The sequence below is a fragment of the Bradyrhizobium sp. USDA 4449 genome (assembly GCF_054056275.1).
The window spans coordinates 6,333,239-6,360,061 of record NZ_JBSRYD010000001.1; the positions used below are offsets into that span (position 1 = coordinate 6,333,239).

27 protein-coding genes are annotated in these 26,823 nt (G+C 63.7%); 16 read left to right on the forward strand and 11 right to left on the reverse strand.

The genetic code is table 11. The features are described 5' to 3' along the window. The first annotated feature begins 78 nt into the window (after positions 1 to 78). Positions 79 to 333: a DUF3551 domain-containing protein gene (locus ACVIIW_RS29665; protein ID WP_456703957.1), complete on the forward strand. Its 255-nt coding sequence runs from the start codon at positions 79 to 81 to the stop codon at positions 331 to 333. A gap of 32 nt (positions 334 to 365) precedes the next feature. On the opposite strand, the gene ACVIIW_RS29670 is transcribed toward ACVIIW_RS29665, so the two are convergent. Continuing rightward, positions 366 to 1,604 (reverse strand): MFS transporter, encoded by a 1,239-nt coding sequence (locus tag ACVIIW_RS29670; RefSeq protein WP_456703958.1) that lies wholly within the window; start codon positions 1,602 to 1,604, stop codon positions 366 to 368. A gap of 129 nt (positions 1,605 to 1,733) precedes the next feature. Here ACVIIW_RS29670 and ACVIIW_RS29675 point away from each other — a divergent pair, with 129 nt between their 5' ends. Then, on the forward strand, positions 1,734 to 2,339 hold the full coding sequence (locus tag ACVIIW_RS29675) for a TetR/AcrR family transcriptional regulator (RefSeq protein ID WP_456703959.1): 606 nt from the start codon (positions 1,734 to 1,736) through the stop codon (positions 2,337 to 2,339). A 185-nt stretch (positions 2,340 to 2,524) separates the two neighbouring features. Here ACVIIW_RS29675 and ACVIIW_RS29680 read toward each other — a convergent pair whose 3' ends face one another. Beyond that, positions 2,525 to 3,898: a PleD family two-component system response regulator gene (locus ACVIIW_RS29680; protein ID WP_456703960.1), complete on the reverse strand. Its 1,374-nt coding sequence runs from the start codon at positions 3,896 to 3,898 to the stop codon at positions 2,525 to 2,527. A gap of 14 nt (positions 3,899 to 3,912) precedes the next feature. Further along, positions 3,913 to 4,278, reverse strand: coding sequence for a response regulator (locus ACVIIW_RS29685; RefSeq protein ID WP_008566616.1), 366 nt, complete (start codon positions 4,276 to 4,278; stop codon positions 3,913 to 3,915). Between the two features lie 265 nt (positions 4,279 to 4,543). Between ACVIIW_RS29685 and ACVIIW_RS29690 the strand changes: the two genes are divergently transcribed. The 3 genes from ACVIIW_RS29690 (at position 4,544) to ACVIIW_RS29700 (ending at position 6,903) form a co-directional block, all read left to right on the forward strand. After that, on the forward strand, positions 4,544 to 4,855 hold the full coding sequence (locus ACVIIW_RS29690) for a DUF3572 domain-containing protein (RefSeq protein WP_456703961.1): 312 nt from the start codon (positions 4,544 to 4,546) through the stop codon (positions 4,853 to 4,855). Continuing rightward, a complete protein-coding gene (locus ACVIIW_RS29695; protein WP_456703962.1) occupies positions 4,852 to 6,141 on the forward strand; it encodes a DNA polymerase IV in 1,290 nt (429 codons plus the stop codon). The genes ACVIIW_RS29690 and ACVIIW_RS29695 overlap by 4 nt, the downstream gene beginning before the upstream one ends. A 339-nt stretch (positions 6,142 to 6,480) precedes the next feature. After that, on the forward strand, positions 6,481 to 6,903 hold the full coding sequence (locus ACVIIW_RS29700) for an ACT domain-containing protein (RefSeq protein WP_456705308.1): 423 nt from the start codon (positions 6,481 to 6,483) through the stop codon (positions 6,901 to 6,903). A 157-nt stretch (positions 6,904 to 7,060) separates the two neighbouring features. On the opposite strand, the gene ACVIIW_RS29705 is transcribed toward ACVIIW_RS29700, so the two are convergent. Further along, complete coding sequence (locus ACVIIW_RS29705) at positions 7,061 to 7,612, reverse strand: hypothetical protein (RefSeq protein WP_456703963.1); 552 nt, start codon at positions 7,610 to 7,612, stop codon at positions 7,061 to 7,063. A gap of 965 nt (positions 7,613 to 8,577) precedes the next feature. On the opposite strand from ACVIIW_RS29705, the gene ACVIIW_RS29710 reads away from it, so the two are divergent. Together ACVIIW_RS29710 and ACVIIW_RS29715 are read left to right on the forward strand one after the other, a co-directional pair. Further along, a complete protein-coding gene (locus ACVIIW_RS29710; protein WP_456703964.1) occupies positions 8,578 to 9,015 on the forward strand; it encodes a DUF2231 domain-containing protein in 438 nt (145 codons plus the stop codon). Further along, positions 9,012 to 10,331: a PQQ-dependent sugar dehydrogenase gene (locus ACVIIW_RS29715; protein WP_456703965.1), complete on the forward strand. Its 1,320-nt coding sequence runs from the start codon at positions 9,012 to 9,014 to the stop codon at positions 10,329 to 10,331. Before ACVIIW_RS29710 ends, ACVIIW_RS29715 begins: the two co-directional genes overlap by 4 nt. An 844-nt stretch (positions 10,332 to 11,175) precedes the next feature. Here the strand turns inward: ACVIIW_RS29715 and ACVIIW_RS29720 are convergent. After that, on the reverse strand, positions 11,176 to 11,577 hold the full coding sequence (locus tag ACVIIW_RS29720) for a RidA family protein (RefSeq protein ID WP_456703966.1): 402 nt from the start codon (positions 11,575 to 11,577) through the stop codon (positions 11,176 to 11,178). A 71-nt stretch (positions 11,578 to 11,648) separates the two neighbouring features. Beyond that, the gene (locus ACVIIW_RS29725; RefSeq protein WP_456703967.1) at positions 11,649 to 12,494 is read right to left on the reverse strand and encodes a cell envelope integrity EipB family protein; all 846 of its coding nucleotides are present in this window, start codon (positions 12,492 to 12,494) and stop codon (positions 11,649 to 11,651) included. Positions 12,495 to 12,696: 202 nt separating this feature from the next. Here ACVIIW_RS29725 and ACVIIW_RS29730 point away from each other — a divergent pair, with 202 nt between their 5' ends. The 4 genes from ACVIIW_RS29730 (at position 12,697) to ACVIIW_RS29745 (ending at position 15,709) form a co-directional block, all read left to right on the forward strand. After that, the gene (locus tag ACVIIW_RS29730; protein WP_092236013.1) at positions 12,697 to 13,164 is read left to right on the forward strand and encodes a RidA family protein; all 468 of its coding nucleotides are present in this window, start codon (positions 12,697 to 12,699) and stop codon (positions 13,162 to 13,164) included. A 10-nt stretch (positions 13,165 to 13,174) separates the two neighbouring features. Further along, entirely contained in the window at positions 13,175 to 13,921 is a 747-nt protein-coding gene (locus ACVIIW_RS29735; RefSeq protein ID WP_456703968.1) for a glycerophosphodiester phosphodiesterase, read from the forward strand. Positions 13,922 to 13,975: 54 nt separating this feature from the next. Beyond that, positions 13,976 to 15,217 (forward strand): GNAT family N-acetyltransferase, encoded by a 1,242-nt coding sequence (locus ACVIIW_RS29740; RefSeq protein ID WP_456703969.1) that lies wholly within the window; start codon positions 13,976 to 13,978, stop codon positions 15,215 to 15,217. Between the two features lie 66 nt (positions 15,218 to 15,283). Next, the gene (locus tag ACVIIW_RS29745) at positions 15,284 to 15,709 is read left to right on the forward strand and encodes an HIT domain-containing protein (protein WP_456703970.1); all 426 of its coding nucleotides are present in this window, start codon (positions 15,284 to 15,286) and stop codon (positions 15,707 to 15,709) included. A gap of 3 nt (positions 15,710 to 15,712) precedes the next feature. Here the strand turns inward: ACVIIW_RS29745 and tsaA are convergent, their stop codons facing one another. Next, on the reverse strand, positions 15,713 to 16,204 hold the full coding sequence (gene tsaA / locus ACVIIW_RS29750; RefSeq protein WP_456703971.1) for a tRNA (N6-threonylcarbamoyladenosine(37)-N6)-methyltransferase TrmO: 492 nt from the start codon (positions 16,202 to 16,204) through the stop codon (positions 15,713 to 15,715). 78 nt (positions 16,205 to 16,282) lie between these two features. After that, the gene (locus ACVIIW_RS29755) at positions 16,283 to 17,245 is read right to left on the reverse strand and encodes a transglycosylase SLT domain-containing protein (protein ID WP_456703972.1); all 963 of its coding nucleotides are present in this window, start codon (positions 17,243 to 17,245) and stop codon (positions 16,283 to 16,285) included. An 82-nt stretch (positions 17,246 to 17,327) separates the two neighbouring features. Here ACVIIW_RS29755 and ACVIIW_RS29760 point away from each other — a divergent pair, with 82 nt between their 5' ends. Then, positions 17,328 to 17,966: an HAD family hydrolase gene (locus ACVIIW_RS29760; RefSeq protein WP_456703973.1), complete on the forward strand. Its 639-nt coding sequence runs from the start codon at positions 17,328 to 17,330 to the stop codon at positions 17,964 to 17,966. Here the strand turns inward: ACVIIW_RS29760 and ACVIIW_RS29765 are convergent. Together ACVIIW_RS29765 and ACVIIW_RS29770 are read right to left on the reverse strand one after the other, a co-directional pair. Beyond that, positions 17,963 to 19,003: a phenylacetaldoxime dehydratase family protein gene (locus ACVIIW_RS29765; RefSeq protein WP_456703974.1), complete on the reverse strand. Its 1,041-nt coding sequence runs from the start codon at positions 19,001 to 19,003 to the stop codon at positions 17,963 to 17,965. The genes ACVIIW_RS29760 and ACVIIW_RS29765 overlap by 4 nt on opposite strands. Before the next feature lie 28 nt (positions 19,004 to 19,031). After that, on the reverse strand, positions 19,032 to 20,048 hold the full coding sequence (locus ACVIIW_RS29770) for a carbon-nitrogen hydrolase family protein (RefSeq protein ID WP_456703975.1): 1,017 nt from the start codon (positions 20,046 to 20,048) through the stop codon (positions 19,032 to 19,034). 193 nt (positions 20,049 to 20,241) lie between these two features. Between ACVIIW_RS29770 and ACVIIW_RS29775 the strand changes: the two genes are divergently transcribed. From ACVIIW_RS29775 to ACVIIW_RS29790, 4 genes are all read left to right on the forward strand, one after another. Beyond that, complete coding sequence (locus ACVIIW_RS29775; protein WP_456703976.1) at positions 20,242 to 21,198, forward strand: AraC-like ligand-binding domain-containing protein; 957 nt, start codon at positions 20,242 to 20,244, stop codon at positions 21,196 to 21,198. Positions 21,199 to 21,302: 104 nt separating this feature from the next. After that, positions 21,303 to 21,533 (forward strand): hypothetical protein, encoded by a 231-nt coding sequence (locus tag ACVIIW_RS29780; protein WP_456703977.1) that lies wholly within the window; start codon positions 21,303 to 21,305, stop codon positions 21,531 to 21,533. Between the two features lie 117 nt (positions 21,534 to 21,650). After that, a complete protein-coding gene (locus tag ACVIIW_RS29785) occupies positions 21,651 to 22,676 on the forward strand; it encodes an aldo/keto reductase (protein WP_456703978.1) in 1,026 nt (341 codons plus the stop codon). A gap of 161 nt (positions 22,677 to 22,837) precedes the next feature. Further along, on the forward strand, positions 22,838 to 24,259 hold the full coding sequence (locus tag ACVIIW_RS29790; RefSeq protein WP_456703979.1) for an MFS transporter: 1,422 nt from the start codon (positions 22,838 to 22,840) through the stop codon (positions 24,257 to 24,259). Between the two features lie 75 nt (positions 24,260 to 24,334). Here the strand turns inward: ACVIIW_RS29790 and clpA are convergent, their stop codons facing one another. Next, complete coding sequence (gene clpA, locus ACVIIW_RS29795; protein WP_456703980.1) at positions 24,335 to 26,746, reverse strand: ATP-dependent Clp protease ATP-binding subunit ClpA; 2,412 nt, start codon at positions 26,744 to 26,746, stop codon at positions 24,335 to 24,337. Between the last annotated feature and the right edge of the window lie 77 nt (positions 26,747 to 26,823).

Here is a 26,823-nt window from a genome sequence, read left to right on the forward strand (position 1 = left end):
GAAGTATGATTGCCGTGGGGAGGGACTCTCTGTGTCCGCAGTTCCAAGGCAGGATCTGCAAATCGTCGGAGTCACATCATGCGCGCCCGTCCCTTTCTGCTCGTCATATGGGTCATAATGTCCGCGCCCACGCCAGCTGGAGCTCAACGCTTCGGTGGCAATGATCCGGTTTGCCTTCAGCAGTGGAAAAGGGGCGGCGTCAGCTGGATTTCGTGCCGATATAGTTCGTGGGAACAGTGCAAAGCGGAGACTGTGGGTCTTCCCGCCATGTGCCTGCTGAACCCCTATGCGCAACGGCCGCCTCGTCCGGACCGCGGTCCGCGTCCGCGATAGGTGCGATTGGAGCGGCTGCTGTCGACTCGCAGCTACGCCGTTCGCAGCACCGGCGCCGGTGGCTGTGCGGGCCGGATCAGTGCGAACGCGACCTGCATGATGCCGCCGGCCAAACCCAGCGCCACGCCGATGCGCCAGGCCATGCTGTACGAGCCGAGGGCGTCGTAGATCAGCCCTCCTCCGTATGCGCCGAGGAAGCTGCCGATCTGGTGGCTCATGAAGGCCAGGCCCTGGATCATGGCTTGCCAGCGCAGCCCGAACATCTCGGCGACGGCGCCGGCGACCAGCGGGCCGACGCCCATCCAGAGAAAGCCCATGATGGCGCCGAACAGCAGCGTCGAGAACGATGACGCCGGCAGCATGAAATACCAGGCGAGCGCGAGCGAGCGCAGGATGTAGATGCCCCCGAGCAGGGCCAGCTTGTTCCAGCGCTGGCCGGCCCAGCCGAAGAACAGCGAGCCCAGCACGTTGAAGCCGCCGATCATGCCGAGCGTCTGCGCGCTGAGCATCGGATCGAGCCCGCAGATCGCCAGATATGACGGCAGATGCGTGGTCAGGAACACGAGCTGCATGCCGCAGACGAGATAGGCGCAGGTCATCACCACGAAAGAAACATTGCCGAAGGCGGCCCTCGCGACGGACGCGGCCGTGGCGTCGCCGATGTCGTCGGCGGCGGGCTTGGGCAGCGGGATGGCGTCGACGCGGCCGGCGTACCAGGCGGCGGGGATCATCAGCACCGACATGACGACGAAGCCGGCGAGCCCAATGCGCCAGCCAAAGCCCTCGTTGAGCATCTGCCCGATCGGCGCCGACAACAGCGCACCGAGCGAGCCCGCGCCGGAGACGATGCCGAGCACCGTCGAGCGCACCGCCGCGGGCACCGCGCGCGCCGCCACCGACATCGCGATTGCGGCCGCGGTGCAGGCAAGCGAGGTGCCGATCAGCACGCCTGCGCCGATCATGATGCTGACGAGACCGCCCGCGGTCGCCATCAGAATGAGGCCGGCGATATACATCAGCGCGCCCACGATCATGATCGGGCGGAAGCCGAAGCGCACCGTCATCGCGCCGGCCGGCGGCTGGAGAAAGCCCCAGGCGAGGTTCTGCACGGCCAGCGCCAGCGTGAAGTCCGACACCGAAAGGTGGATGTCGTGCGTCAGCGGCTGCATGAAGATGCCGAGCGACTGGCGCAGCCCCATGCTCAGCGTCAGCATGATCGAGGCGCCGATCAGGATCGGCAAGGCCGGACGCAGGACCTGCAACAGGGGCATTTTTGTCTCCCTCGCGGGCGCAGGACGCGCGCCGACGTCTGCAATATCGGTTGACTTCGGTTACACAGACCTGTGTAACTAGTCTATAGGTGGCGGGCGCTGTCAAGCGAAGAGGATATTTGTCGACGCATGGCTCCCCCGCCCGCACCACAGTCGATGAAAGAGCGGATCCTTCAGACCGCCGACAGGCTGTTCTATCTGCAGGGCATTCGCGCGATCGGCGTCGACACCATCGCGGCCGAGATCGGCATCTCCAAGCGCACGCTCTACAACCACTTCCCCTCCAAGGACGCGCTGATCGCGGCCTATCTGGAGCGCCGCTTCGTAAGCGCCCGCCCCTCCGACAAGCCGCCGGCCGAGCAGATCCTCGGTACCTTCGATTCGCTCGAGCGGCGTTTCGCGGCGAAGGATTTTCGCGGCTGCCCGTTCGTCAATGCGGTCGCCGAGCTAGGTCCGACAGACCGCGCCGTGAAAAAGATCGCCATCGCCTTTAAGGAAAGCCGCCGCGTGTGGTTTCGCGAGCGGCTGACCGAGCTCGGTGTTTCGGATGCGGACGCACTCGCCACCCAACTCGTGCTGCTGGTCGACGGCTCGATCGCGCAGGATCTGGTGCGTGACGATCCCGCCATGGCGCGCGCGGCGAAAGAAGCGGCGAAGGTGCTGCTGCGGAATGCGGGCGTGGATGTGAGCGATGAGGCAGCGAAACCGGTCAAGGGCAAGCGTTCGCCGCAATAATCACCATCGTCGTATTGCTCGGTGTCATCACCCGCGAAAGCGGGTGATCCAGTATTCCAGAGACGGTGAGGCTCCGGCCGAGACGCCGCGGCGTACTGGATTCCCCGCTTTCGCGGGGAATGACAGCGGAGTTCGGGGGACGGTTATGGCCCCAAGGTTACACGTTGGGTCCAGCGCGCGAACGGTCACGCCGCCTGCGCCACCACGCGATTGCGTCCGTCATGCTTGGCGCGGTAGAGCGCGGTATCGGCGCGCTTGAGGACGTCGGCGACCGCTTCGCCCTTCTGCTCCAGCGTGGTCAGCCCGATCGAGATCGTGACCTCGACGCGCTTGGTGCCCTTGTTGACGGCAAAGGGCTCACCCGCGATCGAACGCCGCAGCCGCTCGGCGACCATGCCGGCGACGTGGAGATCGGTCTCCGGCATCACGATGACGAACTCCTCGCCTCCATAACGGCAGGCCAGATCGATGCCGCGGATCGACTTGCGCACGCGCACCGCGAACTCGCGCAGCACGTCATCGCCGCCGTCATGGCCGAAATTGTCGTTGATCGACTTGAAATAGTCGATGTCCAGGATCATCAGCGCGAGCGGCTTGCCGCGGGCGGATGCCTGCTCGGCCAGCGTCGCCAGATGGCTCTCCATGTAGCGCCGATTGTGCAGGCCGGTGAGCGCGTCGGTGATCGCCATCTCGATCGAGTTCTGCACGTTGTCGCGCAAATGATCGGTGTAGCGGCGGCGGCGGATCTGGGTGCGGGCGCGCGCCAGCAGCTCGGTCTTGTCGATCGGGCGCAGCAGGTAATCGTTGACCCCGATCTCGAGTCCGCGCAGCAGCCGCGTGGAGTTTTCCGCCTCCGCAACCGCCAGGATCGGCACGTGGCGCGTGCGCTCCAGCGAGCGGGCCTGGCTGCAGAGCCGCAGGCCGTCGAAATTGTTCAGGTCGAGCGAAACGATCAGCAGATCGTAATTGCCCTCGGCGGCATGGAACAGGGCTTCTGTCGGATTCGGCTCGACGTCGATGGTGTGCTCGGCGGCGAGGATCGTCCCCAGCCGCTCGTAGGACGACGGGCGGTCGTCCACCAGCAGGATGCGGCCACCCTTGCCTGCATCGGCGATGGCGCTGCGCTCGGGCGCCTGCATGCCGATCTCGAGCGAGGTGATGGCGCGCATGCGCAGCTCATCGGTCATCATCTTCAACCGCGTCAGCGAGCGCACGCGCGCGATCAGCACGACGTCGGAGACGGGCTTGGTCAGAAAGTCGTCGGCGCCGGCTTCCAGGCCGCGATTGCGGTCGGACGGGCTGTCGAGAGCGGTGACCATCACGACGGGAATGTGGTGGGTGGCCGGGTCGGTCTTGAGGCGACGGCAGACTTCGAAGCCGTCCATGTCAGGCATCATCACGTCGAGCAGGATGATGTCGCATTCGGCGCGGCGGGCCAGCGCCAGTGCCTCGGTGCCGTTCGAGGCGGTCATCACGTCGAAATATTCGGCGGAGAGACGGGCCTCGAGCAGTTTGACGTTGGCTGGAACGTCATCGACGACAAGGATACGCGCGGACACTGTGAACTCACTTCCTATCCGATAAAACGCCGGACCGTCTCGATGAATTTGCCGACCGAGATCGGCTTGGACAAATAGGCTTCGCAGCCGCCCTCGCGGATGCGTTCTTCGTCGCCTTTCATCGCGAACGCCGTGACCGCGACGACGGGAATGGCGCGCAGCTCCGGATCGTCCTTGATCCAGCGCGTCACCTCGAGCCCCGATACCTGCGGCAATTGGATATCCATCAGCACCAGATCGGGCCGCATCTTGCGCACGAGGTCGAGCGCCTCGTAGCCGTTGCTGGTGCCCGATGTCTGGTAGCCGTGGGCCTCCAGCAGGTCGCGGAAGAGCTTCATGTTGAGCTCGTTGTCTTCCACGATCAGGACGGTCTTAGCCATCCCGCCCTCCTGTTTGGTCCCAAAGACCGATGCATGTGACGCCTCAGGCGCCGCTTTCCGGCGCTTCGAAAACTGGATTCAAACTAGCCTCGAATTCGCTTGAGTTTCGTTAAACCCGAGGGGCCACTTTCTGCGATGTGGTTTCCAGTTGCTTGTCTGGCCCAGCAAGACTCAAGCGCCGAGACTCAGTCCCGAGACTCAGCCTAGAGACTCGGGCATAGTCCAAAGTAGACACCGAAAGTTAACGGAAAGGCAAACCGGGCCCGTGAAAAAGCCTGTTCACAACCCCCGTGAAGTAGCTGAAATCGTTGCGATTCAGGCGCTGTCCTTTGTTGCGGGCGACCCTGAGCGGCTGGGCCTGTTCCTGGCCGAGACGGGGGTCGGCCCGGAGACGCTCCGGAACGCCGCCTCGGACCCGAATTTCCTGCTCAGCGTGCTCGATTTCGTGCTGCGCGATGACGACGCCGTGAAGGCCTTTGCCAAGGCTTCGGAACTGCATCCGACCAACGTTGCCGCAGCACGCCAGGTGCTGGGCGATGCGCTGGGTGATCCCAGTTGGGAGCGCGACGTGCCGTGACCCTCCCCGACCCGGCCGGGCCTCGGTGCTTCTGCCGGGATTGCCTGGCCGATCTGGATATGGGCGGGCGGCGCTGTTCCGCCTGCGGCTCCCCTCGCCTCGTCCGGCACCGTACGCTCGCGAGCCTGACGATCGTCCATATCGATTGCGACGCCTTCTATGCGACGGTGGAGAAGCGCGACAATCCTGACCTCGCCGACAAGCCCGTCATCATCGGCGGCGGAAAACGCGGCGTCGTCTCGGCCGCCTGCTATATCGCGCGCACCTATGGCGTGCGCTCGGCCATGCCGATGTTCAAGGCGTTGGAAGCCTGTCCGCATGCGACCGTGATCCCGCCTGACATGGCCAAGTATGTCCGCGTCGGCCGCGAGGTGCGGCAGGCGATGCAGGCGCTGACGCCGCTGGTCGAGCCACTCTCGATCGACGAGGCCTTTCTCGATCTCTCCGGCACCGAGCGCGTGCACGGCATGATCCCGGCAAAGGTGCTGGCGCGGTTCGCCCGCAACGTCGAGCGCGACGTCGGCATCAGCGTCTCGGTCGGCCTGTCCTGCAACAAGTTTTTGGCCAAGATCGCCTCCGACCTCGACAAGCCGCGCGGCTTTGCCGCGCTCGATCAGGACGAAGCACGCATCATGCTGGCGGAAAAGCCTGTTGGCTTCATCTTTGGCGTCGGGCCGGCGACGCAGGAACGCCTTCTGCAGCGAGGCTTCCGCATCATCGCCGATCTTCAGAAGGCCGACGAGATCGAGCTGATGCGGCAGTTTCCGAGTGACGGCCGCAGGCTTTGGCGGCTCGCGCGCGGTATTGATGATCGGCGCGTCGAGCCTGACCGCGGCGCCAAGACCATTTCGAGCGAGACGACGTTCGAGACCGACATCCGCGATTTCGCGTCGCTGGAAAAGATCCTGTGGCGGCTCTGCGAGAAGACGTCGTCGCGGCTCAAGAGCAGCGAGTTGGCCGGCTCGACCGTCACGCTGAAACTGAAAACCGCCGATTTCCGCCAGCGCACCCGCTCGCAGTCGATCGCAGCACCGACGCAGCTCGCCGCAAAGATCTTTTCGATCTGCCGCGAGATGCTGGCGAAGGAGATCGACGGCACCGCGTTCCGCCTCATGGGCGCCGGGGTCAGCGCGCTGCGCGACGGCTCCCCTGCCGACGACACCGACATGCTCGACCGCCGCGCCGCCCACGCCGAGCGCGCGGTGGACAGCCTGCGCAAGAAGTTCGGCAGCGCCGCCGTCATCCGCGGCATCGCCTACGAGGGACCGGAGAAGGCGCAGGAGTGATGGCGTCCTGCGCAAATCAGTCGCACTCAAAGATTTGCGCGCCAGGATAGACGCGCCTGGCGTACCGAACGACCAGCTGCCGATCCTGCGTCTCCGGGAAGGGAGTACGTATCTGACTAGACCCGACGATGAGGTGCCACAAGCCGTTGAGCTTTTGGACGACGACGTTCATTTGAGCTCCTGGTGATGACCCGAGTGGACTCAAATTGTAAGAATCTCCCGCCGTCGCTCAATTGTACCACCGTAAGGTCGGCGCATGAGAAGGATTAGAGGGCTTATACCAAGGTATGTTGGTCGTGGCTTCAACAGCCGCTCGCGCGGCGAGAGGGCTGGCATATGGTGACAGGCGAGCGCGATCTCGGTGCACTGCTGAAGAGCATGAAGCCGGAGATGCTGGACGGCATCTTCGTGTTTTGCCCGATTGCGCCGAGCGCGAGCATTCCCGCGATCATCAGCCCGATGCTGACGTTCCGCGAACGCGAAGGAACGACGCTTGTCATCCCACGTGAGCAAGCCGAAGCGACCGGATTGCGTTACGCTTTCCCCTCGCGCCTGATTACGTTGACAGTCCACTCCGCACTCGACGCCGTCGGATTCCTGGCAGCCATCACCGCGCGCCTCGCCGCAGCCGGCATCAGCGTCAACGCTGTGTCGGCCTTTCATCACGACCACCTCTTCGTGCCTTGCGACAGGGCCGATGAAGCAATGGCTCTACTGCAAAACATGAGCGGGCCGAGCTCAATCGAAGCTGTGACCTCGTAAGCAGCTGGCTGCCTGATGTCTGCTCGACCCCTGACAGCGGCGGGAAACGGACGTCTGCCAAGGTCGCTGAAGGGCCATCAGAGGACTATCTGCCAAGTTGAAGTGGTACCCGGCGCACGATGAGGGCTGCAAGGGGGGCAGATTGACCGAATTGCAATCATTTTTGAGGCACGACGCTTTCAATCGCACTCTTTGCGGCACTGAGGTTACTGATCACCTTTGTACTTTGCGCTGCAGCCGTCGTTCCTCTGCCACCCCAGATAGGAACCCCAGATGAGCCGCCCGCACAGTAGTTCCCGGTGAGTATAGTATTTACGTCTTGCAGGTTCTTGATCGACTCCGGAATGACGGCTGCAATTCCAGACATAACTTGATTTGCGCGCGCCAAATCTTTCTCCAGGGCAAGGGATTTCTGTTGACATGCATCAGCATAACTCCTCGCCTTCTGCAGCTCTTGCTCGGTGGCGGGCTTACCTTCATTTGCGTGCTGCAATTCAACTTGCAGAGTGTTCACCTGCCTCTGCAGAGATCGCGCATCGAATGCCATGTACTGCAATATGGCGCCGACCAAGACGAGGGCAAAGCAGAAACACATGAAAACGTAAATAGGCGTACCTCTCGCGTTAGCTCGTAGCAGGAGATAGGTCAAAAACGCTAAGAGAAAACCTAGGCCGATGGCACCGGCGCTCAATATCGCTGGAATGTTCATTAAAAGTAATCCTTCGCAAGGAGTCGCTGAAATGGCTCGCGCGGGACAGCAGAGGCTTGGCAACGAGTTCCGCGCGAAGCGCAGTTTGCAACTCGCAACATATTTTGTCACCATAGGTTGTATCGTGCTGCAAAGTTTGGCAAGCGGGAATGTGCCCCTTCCGATAGTCTGGTTGATCGCGTCGGCTTTGGATCAAACCTGGAAAAAATGGTTTGCCGTTCCGCCGAATGCGCGGGCAGCAAACGGTTCGAGAGCCTCCCCGTTCGGATCCTGAAAGGCCCTCGAGCAGCCACGGCGGCGGTTCGCCGGGGCTCAGGCGGACGGGCGAGGCGGAGCGAAAGCCCCGGGGGATGAGCGGAACGCCTTTCTGAAGCGAGTCTCTAACGCAGATCAAGCAATCGCGTTGGAGCGGCAGCTTCGCGAACATCGCTAGGAACGAGGCAAAATAGGAGGGGTTGGCTCCATGACCTGTGTGTCCCCTCCTAAAACTAGGCCCCCGACAATGGGGGCCATTCTTTTGGGGCAGCATTGACCGGGCGCAGTCGTTGCGCCGCTCACACTCGGTCACAGTCACTCAATTGGCAGGCCGATTTTCGGGTCGTCGGCTCCGCTAACCCAAAGGCGCTGGTGACGCCGCGCCTATGGATTTAGATCATCTTTTTGAGGACCGGAGCACAGATCGTTTCGATCGACCAGGTCGAGCTTACGCAAAGCTTGGCTCTAAAGGCCAGTGCGAGAATGTGCTCCTGTTCCCGGATGAACTCGATGCGGCGCCGCTTTGGTTGTCGGCTGTGACTGTTTTCGCCTTCTGGCACCTGCTGGTGGTCAGCTGACTGAATTCCATTAGGAACACACCTCTACGGGCTCCGTTGGTGGGCCAATCGACGTGATGGATGCGTTCCGTTCGCAATGTTCTGAGCGGTTGGCAGCCGCTTGGGCGCGACATTGGATGTTGAGGAGAGCACATGGCGAGATCGCCGCCCGGGATCAGTCCCAAATCACTGCTGCACCCCGGCTTCATCTCCGCCGGAGGAACCCTGTTGATTGCCGCGTTGGTCACCGACCTGATGTATTGGGAAACGTCAAACTGGCAGTGGGCCAACTCGTCGGCTTGGCTGATTACGGCTGGCCTGGTTCTGGCTTTAGTCGCCGCGATTGCCCTGATTGTCGATTTTGTCGCAGGCCGAGCGGGACGGATCGATTGGATCGCCTTCCTGCTCGTCGCAGTGGCCGCGCTTCTCTCGTTCTTGAACGTTTTCATTCACAGCCGTGACGCCTGGACCTCGGTCGTGCCTCAGGGAATTTCGCTTTCCGCAATCGTGACAATTCTGCTGCTGATGGCCGCCGCCACCGGTTGGAAGGTGACCACGGTTCGTGCTCCCGCGATCGGAGAGAGACCGTGATTCATGCGCTTCGTGGCTTGCCAGCCATCTGCACTCTGTTCGCGCTGACCGCCTGCAGCGACCAAGGCGGCGATCCCATGCGGCAATACGGAGCAGATCCTTACCTCCCGGAGCCTCAGAACTATCTGCTGCCCCCCATGAGCGTCCCGAAGGAGATTGGCTGGAAACCAGGGGAGACGCCGACGACCACTGATGGGTTGAAAGTCCAGTCGATGGCGACGGGGCTGATGCATCCTCGTATCGTCTATGCTCTGCCGAACGGCGATATCTTGGTCGTGGAGGGTAACAGTCCCGGCACTACACCTTTCCGGCCCAAGGACTTCATCCAAGGCAAAGTAAAAGCGCGGGCCGGCACGGCCGGCAAAGGTGGCAACCGCATCACCCTGCTTCGCGATGCCAACGGAGATGGAATCTCGGAGCAGCAAACTGTTCTCGTCGACCACCTCCACTCACCCTACGGGGTGGCTTATGTGGACGGCACACTCTACGTGGCCAACACGGACGCGATCATGGCGTTCAAGTACACGCTCGGGCAGACCGAGATCACTGAGCCAGGGAGGAAGCTTGCGGACCTTCCAGCCGGACCGATCGACCATCACTGGACCAAATCGATGGTAGCAAGTCCGGATGGATCCAAGCTTTATGTTGGCGTCGGGTCCAACAGCAACATCACCGAAAACGGGCTTGACGCCGAAGAGGGGCGAGCAGCGATTTACGAGGTGGATCGCTCGTCGGGTGCCAAGCGCATTTTCGCGTCGGGCACGCGAAATCCGACCAATCTCGCCGTTGATCCCGACACCGGACGGCTGTTCGCGGTCGTGAACGAGCGGGACGAGATCGGCCCGGACCTGGTCCCCGACTATCTCACCATGGTGCAGGAGGGCGCTTTCTATGGCTGGCCTTACAGCTATTGGGGCCAGCACGTTGACATACGTGTCCATCCGCAAAGGCCGGACCTCGTGGCCAAGGCGATCAAGCCCGACTACAGCCTAAGCTCGCACGTGGCCGCGCTTGGTCTCGCGTTCAGCAAAGGCGAGAAGCTGTCACCCAAATTCAGTGACGGCATCTTTGTCGGCGAGCACGGCAGTTGGGACCGCAGCCCTGTCAATGGCTATCAGGTTATTTTCGTGCCGCTGGTGAACGGTCGGCCCGAGGGCAAGCCTGTCCCGGTCGTAACCGGATTTCTCGGCAACGACAACGCGACGGTGCGGGGCCGGCCCGTGGGCGTCGCAATTGACCGCACGGGTGCGCTACTGGTCGCCGACGATACAGGCAACGCGGTGTGGCGCGTCAGTGCGAACCAGACGGAGCATTAGGACACCCGGTAGCACTCGCCGCATAGCTAATCCCAAAGAGCCGACGATTGGACGCACATCGGCCTGCTCTTTGGAACCGCTGCGAACCCGGGCATTTGTCGGGGTGGTACAACGATGGTCTCACCATGAGAGTTCGGGTTGGACTGGTCGCACTTTTCGTCGCCGCATTTAGTACCCTCGCCTATGCACAAAGCAGTGGTGGCGCCGGGTCTGGGGTGGTTCGGCAACGGGGGCTGGCTCGATCAGCACGGCTGCCGGGTCGATGTCTGCTCCCGGATCAGTCAATGGGACCGGGGGGTCGCCAGGACCAAACACGAGCAACGCCCTGAGTCATGGAACGACAGGAAGTCGGCTCGGCACCTCCCCGAACGAGCAGACAAAATCTGGCTCGTCACCGGCGGCTGGTGGTTTTGTCAACGACAGTACAATGAACAAAGCTGTTCAGGATTTGGGGAATACAAAAACCGGCATCGTGCCTGACCCCTGATAAAGCTGCGGCCGGTTCGGCCGGCAACCTCTCCGATGCGAAGTCCTCGGGACATGGCCCTTCCTTTCGTGCGAAAGCGCCTCGCGACCGTAGCGCTGATTTCCCGGAGACAGGATATCGCGCAGCGGTGGATCGCGTGCCTGCCTCGATTGGCCGTTGCCGTGTTCGGATGGCTACGATGGCATAGTACCACTGTTTTGCCCGACGCGTCAAAACGAATTCTAAAAATACGAAATGACGCAGCGTTCCGGGATTGCGTTTCTACTGTGCATGGGGTTGTTTTCGCGTTTTGCCAAAAGCACGGGCGGACGCGGCCCAGCAAGGGCGGCGCGTCGCCGGCGTCGCGTTCAGCGCAAGTCAATCCGCGACCGCGATCGCCTCGATCTCGATCAGCCATTCCGGCGCGGCGAGCGCGGTGACGCCGACGAGGGTGGAGGCCGGCGGCTCCATGCCTTCGAAGAACACCGAGCGGGCCTTGCCGATGATGGGGCGCAGCTCCGGCTTGTAGCCGACGACGAAGGTCGTGATCTTCACGATGTTGGCGTAGGTGGCGCCGGCCGCCTTCAAGGCGTGACCGAGATTCTGCATCACCTGCGTGGTCTGCGCGGCGATGTCGCCCTCGCCGACGATCCGCCCCTCCTCGTCCACCGACACCTGGCCGGAGATGTAGATCGTGCGTGCGCCGGAGGCGGTGACGACGTGGGAATAGGCGGGATTGTGATGCAGGCCGCTGGGGCGGAGATGATCGAGCTTGGGCATGGGCTGGCTCCCGGAGTTTGTGGTCGGGAGGGAGCGTAGCCGGAGACTGTGCTTGGGGCTAGCCTCGCCCCTCAATTGCAGGGCTTGCTGTCCTTGACGTCGAACTTGCCCATCGCGCCGGAGATCACGAAGTCGTTGTAGTCGAGCACGAGCTGACGGGAGACGCCGTTCTCGTAGAGCTCGAACGACATCGCATAAACAGGCGTCTGCTCGCCTTCCTTCTGCGGGACGTCGCGATCGAAATAGCTGACCGTCACCGGCCAGCGCGTCAGCGACTTCATGTGCTCGTCCGCCGTCGCCGGATCGGGCGAAGCGGTACGGTCGGCGGGGATCGGCTGACCGATCACGGTCAGCGTGTTGTAGACCTTCTGGCCATCGTCGGAGCCGTCATAGACTGAGAGCTCGAGAAGCGATTTGCCGTCCTTGGCGGCGGCAATGATGCGCTGGATCTGTTCGGTCGGAAACACGATCTTGCCGTCGAGCGTGAAGTTCTTCGGCGCCGGCAATTTCAGCTTGACGTCGATGTGGTCGCCGTTGCGCACCGCAGAGCCGTCGACCAGGCCCGCCTCGGTCTCGTTCATCCGCGTTTCGATCTTGAAGCGGTAGCTCTTTCCGGCGGCGTCCTCCCAGGAATTGGAGCGGAGATCGCTGAGCGTGATCTTGCCCTCGCCGCTGTCGAGCTCGGAGACCTGGCGGAATTCGGACGTGTAGCCTTCGCAGCTGTTGCCGGCGAAATTGTAGAGGATGCGGCCGCGCGCGCTGCTGATGGAATTGGAACGCGATTTGACGAGGTTCAGATCGTAGAGCGCCTGGTGCGCGAGAAATGGAGCGCTCGAGGCATGCGCGCCGGTACCGGCGCCGAGAGCGGCCACCGCGAGCGCCATGACACCGAGGGAAGTCCGGAAAAGGTGCACCATGTCTGTTCCCTGAGGACGCGCAGATTCGACACTTTAATGACCGTTCCATTGCGTCGCAACTGCGGCGGTTTCACGTAAAGTTGCGCCTCACAGAACCTCCTGAGCCGGCTTGCATGTGTCGGCTCGATCGGCGAAACATGCCGCGCCCGGTCGTCACGAAGGCGCCGGAGAGGATGAGTTTTCCAGACATTGAGGTCGAGACATGGCGGGCACGGTCGAGCAGAAGCTGGCGGAACAAGGCATCAAGCTGCACGAGGCTCCCACCCCCGTGGCCAATTACGTCCCGTTCGTGCGCACCGGCAATCTGCTGTTCGTGTCCGGCCAGGTTTGCTTCGATCCCGCCGGCAAGCTGATCGCCAAGGGCAAGCTGGGCGCCGGCGTTTCGGTCGAGGACGGCGCCGCGGCCGCGCGCGGTTGCGCGATCAACCTGCTGGCACAGGTGAAGGCGGCGCTCGGTGATCTCGACAAGGTCACGCGCGTGGTGCGCCTCGGCGGCTTCATCAACTCGGCGCCCGACTTCCTGGACGGGCCGAAGGTGCTCAATGGCGCCTCGGACCTGATGGTCGCCGCCTTCGGTGACAAGGGCCGTCACGCCCGCACCACTGTCGGCGTCGCCTCGCTGCCGGCGGATGCGGCGGTCGAGGTCGACGGCATCTTCGAGGTCGCCTGAGGCCGGCATCGTGCGAGCCCCGGATTGGCTGACGGCGCGGCCGGTCGCCCATCGCGGCCTGCATGACATTTCCCGCGGCATCGTCGAGAACATGCCGGGCGCGGTGCAGGCGGCGATCGCGGGCAATTTTTCGATCGAGGTCGACATCCAGCTCTCGGCTGACGGCGAGGCCATGGTGCACCACGACCATGCGCTCGGCCGTCTCACCGAGGCAAGCGGCCCGGTGGCCGCGAAGACCGCGGCCGAGCTGAAGGCGATCACGTTCAAGGATACGCCAGAGCGGATGATGTCGCTCAGCGACCTCTGCGCCATGGTCGCCGGCCGCGTGCCGCTGGTGATCGAGGTGAAGAGCCACTTCGACGGCGACCGCAAGCTGGTGACGCGGATGGCCGAGGTGCTGGCAACCTATCGGGGGCGCGCCGTCGGGATGTCTTTTGATCCCGACCAGGTGCTGGCGCTCCGTGAACTCCTGCCCACCCGCCCGCGCGGCATCGTCGCGCAGCGCAGTTACGAGGACGAGTACTGGGCCTCCCTGACCCCGCAGCAGCGCGACAGCATGCTGTACCTGCGCCACGGTTTCCAGACCCAGCCCCATTTCGTGGCTTTCAAGGTTGATCATCTCCCGGCACCGGCCCCCTGGATCGCCCGTAACGTCTTCGGTTGCGCCCTGCTCGGCTGGACCGTGCGCACACCCGAGCAGCGGGTGCGGGTCGGACAATCTGCCGATCAGATGATCTTTGAAGGTTTCGTGCCGTAAGCTTGATGTTCCCGACCCTTGAAGTCGCTGCTGCAATGCACGATCTTGGGCGCAATGGCATCATCCGAAATCACCCTGGAGGCGGTACCGTCCATTGGCGAAATCTCGCCGGAGGATTGGGACGCCTGCGCCAATCCTGGCAGGGCCTGCAACGGGCATGGCTTGGCAACCTCATCCGGGTTTCCAGGCGATTCCCTTGGCCTCTTAAAGCCTGCCTACAACCCGTTCGTCTCGCACGCCTTTCTCTCGGCCGCCGAGAAATCGGGTTCAGCCACAATCCGCACCGGCTGGGGACCGCGGCACCTCGTGGCCAAGATCGATGGCCGGATCGCCGGCGTCGTGCCCTGCTATCTGAAATCGCACAGCCAGGGCGAATACGTTTTCGACCGCGGCTGGGCGGACGCCTATGAGCGCGCCGGCGGGCGTTACTATCCAAAGCTGCAGGTCTCGGTTCCGTTCACGCCCGCCACAGGACCGAGGCTGCTGATCCGCGACGGCGTTGACCACGAGCGCATCGCGGACGCGCTCGCGAGCGGGCTGGTGGCGCTGTGCGGCGTCAGCAAGGCCTCCTCCGTTCACGTTACCTTCGCGCGCGAGGCGGAGTGGAAGCTGCTTGCCCGGCACGGTTTCCTCCAGCGCACCGACCAGCAGTTCCACTGGCGCAACGAGGGCTTTGCCAGCTTCGACGATTTCCTCGCGACGCTGAACTCACGACATCGCAAATCGATCAAGCGCGAGCGGCGCGACGCGCTCGCGGCAGGGATCACGATCCACTGGCTCACCGGAAAAGACATCACCGAGGACGCCTGGGACGCCTTCTTCGCGTTCTACATGGAGACCGGCTCGCGCAAATGGGGCCGCCCCTATCTCAACCGAGGATTCTTCTCGCTGATCGGCGATACCATGAGCCGGGACGTGCTGCTGGTGATGGCGCGCCGCAACGACCGCTGGATCGCAGGCGCCATCAACTTCATCGGCTCGGATACGCTGTTCGGCCGCAACTGGGGCGCGGTCGAGCATCATCCCTTCCTGCATTTCGAAGTCTGCTACTATCAGGCGATTGATTTCGCCATTAAACACGGTCTCACGAATGTCGAAGCCGGGGCGCAAGGCGAGCACAAGATTGCACGCGGCTACCTGCCGCGGACGACACACTCGGCCCATTTCATCGCCGATCCCGGGCTGCGCCGCGCCATCGACGACTATCTCAAGCGTGAGCGGGCCTATGTTGCGGAAGCCGGACGGGAGCTTGCCGAGCTTGGTCCCTTCCGGAAAGGCATCAACGAGCCGTCTTGACGCGTGCGCGGGGCTGGTGACAGTAAGCGCAAAATTCGCAGCGCAAAGTTCTTGGGAGCCGCCGCCATGACCGCCTACGATCCGAACAACATCTTCGCCAAGATCCTGCGCGGCGAGTTTCCCTGCCACAAGGTCTATGAGGACGAGCACGTCTTCGCCTTCCTCGACATCATGCCGCGCGTATCAGGGCATACGCTGGTGATTCCGAAGGCCCCTGCCCGCAACATCCTCGACATCAAGCCCGACGACTACGCGCATGTTGCGCGCGGCGCGCACCTGATCGCGGCGGCTGCGATGAAGGCCTTCAAGGCCGACGGCATCACCGTGCAACAATTCAACGAGGCCGCCGGCGGACAGGTGGTGTTTCATCTCCACATGCACGTGATGCCTCGCCACGACGGCGTCGCGATGCTGCCGCCCGCGAGCCGGAAGGAAGACGTCAAGGTGCTGGAAGAGAACGCGACCAAGTTGATCGCTGCGCTGAAGAGCTGATCCTCACTCCGTCTGAAAATCGCCCGGCTGCGGCGCGGCGAGCGGCGTGAACTCGCAACGGTCTGGCTTGATGTCGATCAGCGGCGTGTTGTCGAGACAGTCGAGACCGCGCACGAGGATGGCATTGCCCTCGATGCCGACGAGCTTCACGATCGAGGTGCCGATCGGATTGGGCCGGACCGGCGAGCGCAGCGAAAACGTGCCGCGGGTTTTCTCGTTGTTCTTCGGGCTTTGCAACACGATGTCGCGGCGCGACTTGTCGAGCCAATAGAGCACTTCGAGATTGCTATAGAAGTCGACTCCCTTGATCGCCGGCACGAACGGCTCGAAGATCTCGAGCCGGCAGATCGGGCCATCCGTACGGCCCTGTCGCGGCGTCTCGAGCCGCGAGGTCCACGGCGTGCGAATGCGACCAATAAAGACGAGGCCGGCGTCTTCCGTCGATGGCAGCGCGATGGCGATCTCGCCCTCGCGGAGTTCGTTTTCGCGAACCATACTCTTAAGTTCCTTGGCTGTTCGGAGGTGTTTTAGCCTAACCAGCACTTGCCGGCCAGCATGAAGACTGCACCGTTTCTATCCGCGCGCGCCCCGGTTCTTCAGCACAAAGCAAGCGCCGCCTGCTTTCCGGATGCGGTTGCAGAGATCATCCGCCTCGGGGCGCGTATCAGCGCCGATACGCACCTGGTAGAAGGCGTGCGAGCCGCGGCTGCGAACCACCGAGCTCAACAGGCTCGGATCGCGCTCGCCGATCACCGCGCCGAGGCGCGTGACGGCGCGGGAGTACATCGCCAGCGCCTTGTTGCGGTCGAAGCCGGCGGCGAGCTGCACGCCCCAGATCTTGGCAGCGGCAAGCTCGACATGCTGCTCGAGCTCGGCGACGAACGGGTTCGGCGCGCGCTTCAAGAGCGCCATCAGGTCGCGGCAGCTCGTCGGCGGCGAGCTCGGTGGCCCCTTGCCGGTGCTGCCAGCCTTGGCCCAGGCGTCGACGGTCGCGCCAGTGATGGCGTAGACGTAGTTGCGGGTCTGCTCCGGCATGCCACCGGTGCCGGCGAGCCATTCCTGCACGCGCCGCGGGCCGGCGTTGTAGGCGGCCGCAGCGAGACCGAGATTACCGAACTGATTGCGCAGCTCGTTGAGAAACTCGGCCGACTTCGGCAGCGCCTGGACCGGATTAAAGGGATTGAGCAGCCCCCGCTCGCTCGCAGTGCCCGGCATGAACTGCGCGATCCCCTGCGCATGCTCGCCGCTGCGCGTCACCGGGCCCACGGCATCGGCCTGGAATCGGCTCTCCTGCCAGATCACCCGGGCGAAGAATTCCAGCGGCAGGTTGGCGTCACGCGCGGCGGCCTCCACGATCAGGCAGATCGACTCCCGTGTGTCGCTCTCGCGCACAGGCTCGCCTGCTGCCGGTTTCGCCGGTGCCTCGGGGCCAAGCTGCGTCGGAGGGACCTGAGCATCCTCGGCGTGCACGGGCGTGACGACGACCGCCGCCGCGAGCACCCACCAGATCAGCTTCTGAGCCCCGACCAACGCCATGTCGCTCCTAATATCGGCCCTTGATCTCGGGGCCCAAGGCAACTAGCAACGGGCGGAATTGGCAATGCTGAGCCCGGCCAGAATGCGGACAATCTATTTTGATCTCGACGGCACGTTGACCGATCCAAAGCCCGGGATCACCGGTTCGATCCAGTATGCCCTCAAAAAACTTGGCAAGGCGGTCCCGAGCCAGGACGAGTTGACCTGGTGCATCGGGCCGCCGCTGCATGCGAGCCTGAAGGCGCTGACCGGAACCGACGCACTGGCTGATCAGGCGCTCCTGCTCTACCGCGAACGGTTTTCCGATGTTGGGCTGTACGAGAACGCACTCTATCCGGGCATCCACGACACGCTCTCGGCGCTCGCCGCAACCGGCGCGCGCATCTTCGTGGCGACCAGCAAGCCTGCGGTCTACGCCACCCGCATCGTCGAACATTTCGGGCTGAAGCCGTATTTCGAGCGCGTGTTCGGCTCCGAACTCGACGGCACCCGCGTCGACAAGCGCGACCTGCTGCGTTACGCGCTCGCCGAGACCGAAGTCGATCCGCGACAAGCGATCATGATCGGCGACCGCAGCCACGACGTGGTCGGCGCCCGGACCAACGGCATGACGGCGATCGGCGTGCTCTACGGCTATGGCAACGAGGCCGAGCTGCGGGACGCCGGCGCGCATCATGTCTGCGCCGCGCATCCGGAACTGCTCGGCCACTGTGTGGGCTAGGCGCTGACGGTCTCCACCGCCGCCAGCATTCCGGTCTTGGCGTGGCAGTTCAGATATTCGAAGAACTGCTCGTCTGCCGCGGCCACCGTGACCTCGTGATACAGCCGCAGTTTCGCTGCCGGCCCCAGCGTCGACAGATATTTCATCGCAGCACCGAAGATCTTGACGTGGGTCGGATGCGATTCCGCCCAGCGCTCCAGCGCAGCCAGGCTCCTCCACCAGCCCTGGCCGTAGGATTTTTCGCTCGCCTTGCCGTCGGCCGAGAGCACCTGCATGTAGCGATTGGCATAGCAGCCGATGGAAGGGCCATCGTCGCGCAAGAAGTCCATGCCCTCGCGCAGCACCGGCTCGACGTCCTCGAGATAGAGCATCCGCTCGGACGCCTCGGTATCGCTCCAGTCCTGACCCGAGCGGATCAGACAGAGATTGTCGTGCGCCTTCACACGCAACCGCGCGCCATCATGGACCAGTTCGGGATTGCCGCCCGGCGACATCGGATCGGTTTGCGACAGCGGAATGCGATCGCGCATGCCGCCCCAATAGGCGTGCTCCTGCACCTCGCCGCTCATGCCCTCGGCCATCACCGCGACACCTTCGGGCCTGCCTAGCGAGGAAAACAGCGTCTCGTGCCGCGCCACAGCGGGACGCAGCACCTCGATGAAGGTGCCGATGCCCTCGCGAGGCTTTCCGGTCCACACCTCGCGCGCCGGTGCAAACCAGGCGTCGAAGCGCGCGATGTCGTCCCAATAGGCCACCGAGACGGTGTTGGCGTGGCCGGCCTGATCCACATAGTGCGCGCGGTCCCAATGCGAGGGACTGCTCTCGCCGGCGAACAGCCTGTCGATTTCAGCGAGCGCTTCCGTCGCAGCCGCCGGCGCCGCCCCACGATACTGGACGCCGAAATAGGCCATCACGACGCGGCCCACACCGGGCTTGTAGCGTGCCACGAACGAAGGATAAGGCGGCTGGTAATCATCCGGCACGCGCTTGTGTCGCGTGCGCGGGGTTTCGAGATGCGCGGGAATTGCGGATTCCATGATCGTACCCTCCCTTCGACCGCAGCGATCAGCTCGCTGCCGCGCCAATATCCGCCGGCTCGACAGTGTCGACCGGCAGCGCGAACTGCTCGACCCGCTTGTAGGGCTTCTTGTTGAGCAGCAACCGCGTCACGTCGGGCCGCGAATAATGTCCGGCGGGATCCGCGGCGTTCTTGGCCACACCGATCGCGCCGAGATCGATCTCGGCGATCAAGAGACCCTCCTGATCCGGCGCGAGCTTGTCGCCGATCTGGCTGCCATCCGGCCCGTAGATGGCGGCAAAACCGCCGCCCACATGCAGCAGCGCGTTCTTGTCCGGCCGGTCGCAAAGCTCGTCGATCATCGCTTGCGACACCGTCGCGCAAGGCGCCAGCACGAAGCAGGAGCCTTCCACCGCATAGACGCGGGAGGCGGCATTGTTCACCTCGGCACCGAGGGCTGGCGCGAAGGGATCGTACAGCGAGAAGCTCGGCCAGGCCGCGACATGCACCTGCTCGTTCTGGGCGTACATCGCGTATTTCGACAGCGGCTGCAGATGCTCCCAGCAACACAGCGCGCCGATGCGGCCGATGTCGGGTCGCCCATGGACTGCAAGATCGCTACCGTCGCCCTCGCCATAGACGGTGCGCTCGGCATGGGTCGGTCGCAATTTGCGGCGCTTCGCAATGGTCTCGCCGCCGGGCCCGATCAGCCATTGCGCCAGATAGAGGCTGCCGCCGTCGCGTTCGGAGAGGCCGATCACGGCGGTGAGCTTGGCCTTGCGGACGGCGTCACGCAGCCGTTCGGCCTGGGGGCTGTCATAGGACAGCGAGTTGTCGAAATAGCGCTGCACGAAACCGCGTCCGATCGCCCAGGCCGGTGAGTCCATCCAGATATGCCAGGGGTAACCGGGGATGAAGGCCTCCGGAAATGCGATCAGCTTGGCACCCTTCTCGGCGGCCTCCCTGATCAAAGCGATGGACTTGTCGATCGAGGCGTCGAGGTCGAGCCAGGCGGGCGCCGCCTGCACCACCGCGACCTTGTATTTCGGATGTTCGATGCCCATTGCCGCCTCCATTGCCGGTTGATCCGAGACCACGTCCGATGCAGTCTATTGGACCAAGCCGGGCAGCCGCGCGCTCGACCACGGCGGAACAAAAACTCGACTGGAATGGATAGCGCCCCGGTACGGAACTTGCCTGCGGTCAGGCTGGATCTGCGCCACGTGGTTCTGCTCGATGCGAAAGGGAGGCCGGCCGATGACAATCCAGTTCACGACAGACGGCAGCCCCGGCTACCGACGCCTTGCCCTCTGGCAGGACATCGTCTGCGACGTCTTCGTCGGGCTCGACTGCAAATCCGACCTCGGCAGTGCCTTTCAGGGCTCGGTCACGCAGGCTTCCCTGGGGAAAGCCGTTTGCTCCGAGGTCTGCTCCGAACGCCAGCACGTCTTCCGCACCCCCTCGCGGATCGCGCGCTCCGATCAGGACTATATCCTGGTCGCGCTCGGCAATCGCGGCGACGGCGGCGTGGTGCAGGACGGCCGCGAGACCGTGATCCATCCCGGCGAGTTCGCGCTCTACGACACCACGCGCCCCTATGAGCTGAAGTTCAGGGACACATTCTCGCAGACCATCTTCAAGGTGCCCCGCGAGATGTTGCACCGGAGGCTGGGCGGCACCGAGACGCTCACAGCGATCACCTTCGGGACCGACGCGCCGCTGGAGCGGCTCGCCTATGACTTCATCGTCAGGCTTTGCCAGAGCGCGGACCGGCTGGCGCCCAACAGCGCCGCGGCCCTGTCGGAGCAGGCCGTCGACTTGCTGGCGATGGCGTTGAGCGAACGACTCGGCGGGACGTCGCTGCCGACCTCGACCCATCGCTCCGCCCTGCTGTACCGGCTAAAAGCCCACATCCGCAGTCACCTCGCCGATCCCGATCTCTCGCTTACAGAAGCCGCCGCCGCGCTCGGAATCTCCTCACGCTACGTCAACGATCTCCTCGCCGACGAGGGCACCTCGTTCCAGCGCCATGTGCTTGCCGAGCGTCTCGCCCAATGCAAACGCGACCTCGCCTCGCCCATGCTCGCCCATCGCCACATCAGCGAGATCGCGTTTGCCTGGGGCTTTAACGACCTCTCGCATTTCGGCCGCGTCTTCCGCGAGCATTTCGGGATGTCGCCGCGCGACTTCAGGCAGAGCCGGTTGCGGCACTGACCGCCATTCCACTCAGCCATCATCACGAGCCTTCGTCCTAGGCGAAGGCACGGCTCGCCAATTCCAGATTGTCAGGTGCTGCGACCTGGATCAGGCTGAGAGGTATGAGGACTCGTGGGACGATAGGTGGCTCAGAGCTGCTGCTCAGTGTGATCGCGATCCAGCTCGCCGCGCTGGTCCTGGCGGGCTGGAGCCTGACGCTCCTGCCGCGGCACGCCAACGAACCCGTCTGCATCCCTTCGTCTGCCGCAAGGATCGAAACGCAAGCTGCTGCGGTGACGGTCGGTTCGCGGGTCGCAGATGCGGCCTTCGATGACATGCGATTGCACGACTAGGCGATTCCGAAGCAAGGCGGGTATGTCAGCGCGCGATAGGACGGCGCGCCTGCTTGCATTACCATTCGCCTCCAAGGCGGCGCCAATCAATCAGCAGCCGTGAGGGAGAGCAGTTCGATGGAATACCGACGCTTGGGCCGGTCCGGCCTCATGGTACCCGCTTTGAGCCTTGGCACGGGCACGTTCGGCGGCGTCGGCCGTCTCGCGGCATGGGGGACGACCGACGCCACGGAAGCGCGGCGCCTGCTGGACATTTGCCTCGAAGCCGGCGTGTCGATGTTCGACACAGCCGACGTCTATTCGCTCGGTGAATCCGAACGCGTCCTCGGCGAAGCCATCAAAGGCCGCCGCGACAAGGTGCTGGTCTCGACCAAGGCCACCTTCCGTTTCGGCGACGGCCCCAACGACGTCGGCTCGTCGCGGCAGCATCTGCTTGCCGCCATCGACAGCTCGCTCAGCCGGCTCGGCACCGACCATATCGACCTTTTCCAGCTCCATGGCTTCGATGCCTTCACCCCGCCGGAAGAGGTGCTCAGTACGCTCGATGTGCTCGTGCGTGCCGGGAAGATCCGCTACGTCGGCGTCTCGAATTTTTCGGGCTGGCACTTGATGAAGTCGCTCGGCGTTGCCGACAGGCACGGCTTTCCGCGTTACGTCGCCAACCAGACTTATTATTCGCTGGTCGGGCGCGACTATGAGTGGGAGCTGATGCCGCTTGGTCTCGACCAGGGGCTCGGCGCCGTGGTCTGGTCGCCGCTCGGATGGGGCCGCCTGACGGGAAAGATCCGCCGCGGCCAGCCAAGGCCTGACGTGAGCCGCCTGCCGCAGACTGCCGATTTCGGGCCGCCCGTGCCCGACGAACAGGTCTATCGCGTCGTCGATGCAATCGACGAGGTCGCCAAGGAGACCGGCAAGACCGTGGCGCAAATTGCATTGAACTGGCTGCTGCAGCGTCCGACCGTTTCGACGCTGATCATCGGCGCGCGCAACGAAGCGCAGCTGCGCGAAAATCTCGGTGCGATCGGTTGGTCGCTGACGAAGGACCAGATCGACAGGCTCGATGCGGCGAGCAAGGTGACGCTGCCCTATCCGTATTGGCACCAGCGCGGGACCTTCTCCGACCGCAATCCGCCGCCGGTGTAAGCTCGCGCTGGTGAGCTGCGAAGAGCGTGCTGATCCATGCCCGGAGCGCCGGGAGGCCTGCTTCCGGCACAGGAACCGCCCGCGTCCTGCCGGGTTGCGATCAGCAGCGCAATTTCCTAATCGAGGGGACGCTCACGGCTCGACTCAAGCACGCCTACACGATGTCGTCTATCCCGATCGAGCATGCCGACGGCCTGCCGCAACCACAGCGCAATCAGGCGATCCTGACCATTGCGCTCGGCATCCTCATGGCCGTGGTCGACAGCGCCATCGCCAATGTCGCCCTGCCGACCATCGCAATCGACCTGAATGCGAGCCCGGCCTTCTCGATCTGGATCGTCAACGGCTATCAGCTTGCGATCACGATCTCACTGTTGCCACTGGCTTCACTCGGCGAGATCGTCGGCTATCGCCGCGTCTACCTGGTCGGGCTCGTGTTGTTCACGCTGGCATCGGCCCTCTGCGCGCTGGCGCATACGCTGCCGCTGCTGACGATCGCGCGCATCATCCAGGGGTTCGGCGCGGCCGGAATTATGAGCGTCAACTCGGCGCTGGTCCGTTTCACCTATCCGCGCAGCCTGCTTGGACGCGGCATCGGGCTCAACGCTCTGGTCGTCGCCTTCTCCGCGGCCGTCGGCCCGACACTCGCCGCCGGCATCCTCGCGGTCGGAAGCTGGCCCTGGCTATTCGCCATCAATGTCCCGCTCGGCGCGGTCACGCTCCTGGTCGGCCTGCGCAGCCTGCCGCATACGAGGCCGGCAAGCCATTCCTTCGACTGGCAGAGCGCGGGACTTTCGGCGATCACCTTCGGCGTCGGCATCGCCGCGATCGACAGCGTCGGTCACGGCGAGGCGACGATGACCTGCCTCGTCCAATTCGCCATCGCGATCACGGCCGGCGCGTTGCTGATCTATCGCGAAACGCACATGAAGTCGCCGCTGCTGCCGGTCGACCTGTTGCGCATCCCGGTGTTCGGGCTCTCGATTGCGACCTCGATCGCCTCGTTTTGCGGGCAAATGCTGGCCTTCGTCGCGATCCCCTTCTACCTCCAGAGCCGCTTCGGTTATTCGGCGGTGCATATGGGCTTGCTGATCACGCCATGGCCGATCGCGGTGGCATTCGCAGCCCCTCTGGCCGGCCGCCTGGTCGAGCATTATCCAGCAGGCCTGCTCGGCGGCATCGGGCTGACGCTGTTCGGCGGTGGCCTCGCCGCGCTCGCTATCCTGCCTGTGAACCCGACGCCGCTTGACGTGGTCTGGCGGATGGCGCTGGCGGGCTTCGGCTTCGGCCTGTTCCAGACGCCAAACAACCGCACCATGATCGCCGCCGCGCCGCGCGAGCGCTCCGGCGGCGCCAGCGGCATGCTGGGCACAGCCCGTCTGCTTGGCCAGACCACGGGAGCTGCGCTGGTGGCCTTGTTCCTCGGGCGCTATCCGGTCGAGGGAACCCGGATTGCTCTTCTGACCGGTGTGGGATTTGCCCTCTGCGGCGCGATGCTGAGCATGCTGCGGCTCTCGCCAGCGGGGGCGCGCGGGGCCGAACAGGTTCGCGTTCAGGACGACCAGCGCTTGAGGGGCGAGTAGCGCCCCACGATTATGATACGGGCAAACAAAAACGGCCGGCTCTTCAGCCGGCCTTCTTGTTTCATGATGCGCCGATCAAACCTTGACCAGCGGCCCCTTCGAGGTCGGCCCCTTGGAGCCGCCGGGGCCGCCCGGCTTGTTGGGCTTACCCGGTGGGCGCTTGCGGGCGCCGGGCAGCTTCTCCTGCTTCGGCGTAACCGGGCCCTCGACGAACTCGAAGCCGATCTTCTCCTTGGTCTCGTCGGCCTCGTCCTTGACCAGAACGACGCGGACATGACCACCGCCCTTGAGCTTGCCGAACAGCACCTCGTCAGCCAGCGGCTTCTTGATGTGCTCCTGGATCACCCGAGCCATCGGCCGCGCGCCCATCTGCTCGTCATAGCCATGCTGGATCAGCCAGGTCTTGGCCGGCTCGGAGAGTTCGATGGTGACGTCACGGTCGCCGAGTTGCGCCTCGAGCTGAAGCACGAACTTCTCAACCACGGTGCCGATCACCTCGACGCTCAGATGGCCGAACGAGACGATGGCGTCGAGGCGGTTGCGGAATTCCGGCGCGAACTGCCGGTTGATCGCCTCGTGGTCGTCGCCTTCCCGCTTCGAGCGCGTGAAGCCGAACGCCTGCTTGGCGAGATCCGAAGCGCCGGCGTTCGTGGTCATGATCAGGATCACGTTACGGAAGTTGACCTGCTTGCCGTTGTGGTCGGTGAGCCGGCCGTGGTCCATGATCTGGAGCAGCACGTTGTAGAGATCGGGATGCGCTTTCTCGATTTCGTCGAGCAGGACCACGCAATGCGGATGCTGGTCGACGCCGTCGGTCAACAGGCCGCCCTGGTCGAAGCCGACATAGCCGGGAGGCGCGCCGATCAGGCGCGACACGGTGTGGCGCTCCATGTACTCGGACATGTCGAAGCGCAGGAGTTCGACGCCCAGCGTCGCCGCCAGCTGCTTCGCAACCTCAGTCTTGCCGACGCCGGTCGGACCCGAGAACAGGTAGCAGCCGATCGGCTTCTCCGGTTCGCGCAGGCCCGCACGGGCGAGCTTGATCGAAGCGGCGAGCGACTCGATCGCCTTGTCCTGGCCGAACACGGTGCGCTTCAGGGTCTGCTCGAGATGCTTGAGCACCTCGGCATCATCCTTCGACACGCTCTTCGGCGGAATCCGCGCCATCGAAGCAATCGTGGTCTCGATCTCCTTGATGCCGATCGTCTTCTTGCGCTTGTTCTCGGCGACCAGCATCTGCGCCGCACCGGACTCGTCGATCACGTCGATCGCCTTGTCGGGCAGCTTGCGGTCGTGAATGTAGCGCGAAGACAGCTGCACCGCCGCCTCGATCGCCTCATTGGTGTACTTCAGCCGGTGGTAGTCCTCGAAATAAGGCTTGAGGCCCTTGAGGATCGCGATGGCGTCCTCGACGGTCGGCTCGTTGATGTCGATCTTCTGGAAGCGCCGCACCAGCGCGCGGTCCTTCTCGAAGTGCTGGCGATATTCCTTGTAGGTCGTCGAGCCCATGCAGCGGATCGTGCCCGAAGCGAGCGCGGGCTTGAGCAGGTTCGACGCATCCATCGCACCACCCGACGTTGCGCCCGCACCGATCACGGTGTGGATCTCGTCGATGAACAGGATGGCGTTGGGATGGGCCTCGAGTTCCTTCAGCACCTGCTTGAGACGCTCCTCGAAGTCGCCGCGATAGCGCGTACCCGCGAGCAGCGTGCCCATGTCGAGCGAGAACACGGTCGCAGCCGCCAGAACCTCCGGCACCTCGCTGTCGACGATGCGCTTGGCCAGGCCCTCCGCGATCGCGGTCTTGCCAACGCCGGCCTCGCCCACGAACAGCGGGTTGTTCTTTTGGCGGCGACACAGCACCTGGATCGCGCGGTTGATTTCGGAATTGCGTCCGATCACCGGATCGATCTTGCCGTCACGCGCCTTCTTGTTGAGGTTGACGCAATAAGTCTCGAGCGCCTCGCCCTTCTTCTTGCCGTCATCGCTGCCCTTGGTCTCGGTCTCCTCGTCGACGCCGCGAACGGGCCGCGCTTCGGAGACGCCCGGCCGCTTGGCAATGCCGTGGCTGATGTAGTTGACGGCGTCATACCGCGTCATGTCCTGCTCCTGCAGGAAATAGGCGGCATGGCTCTCGCGCTCGGCGAAGATTGCGATCAGCACGTTCGCACCGGTCACCTCTTCGCGACCGGATGACTGCACATGGATCACCGCACGCTGGATCACGCGCTGGAAACCGGCGGTCGGCTTGGCGTCGTCGGCGCCATCCGTCACCAGATTTTCGAATTCGGTTTCAAGATAGTTGACGAGGCTCGTTCGCAGCTTGTCGAGATCGACGCTGCAGGCCCGCATGACGGCAGCCGCATCGGAGTCGTCAATCAGCGAAAGCAGGAGATGCTCAAGCGTCGCATATTGGTGATGACGCTCATTGGCGATCGCCAGTGCACGATGCAGGGATTGTTCAAGGCTTTGGGAAAAAGTCGGCATTAGCGTCCTCTATGGCCCCCACCATCATGATCGCCATCGCCGGGTCAGGCAACAACAACCTTTGTCACATATAGTTA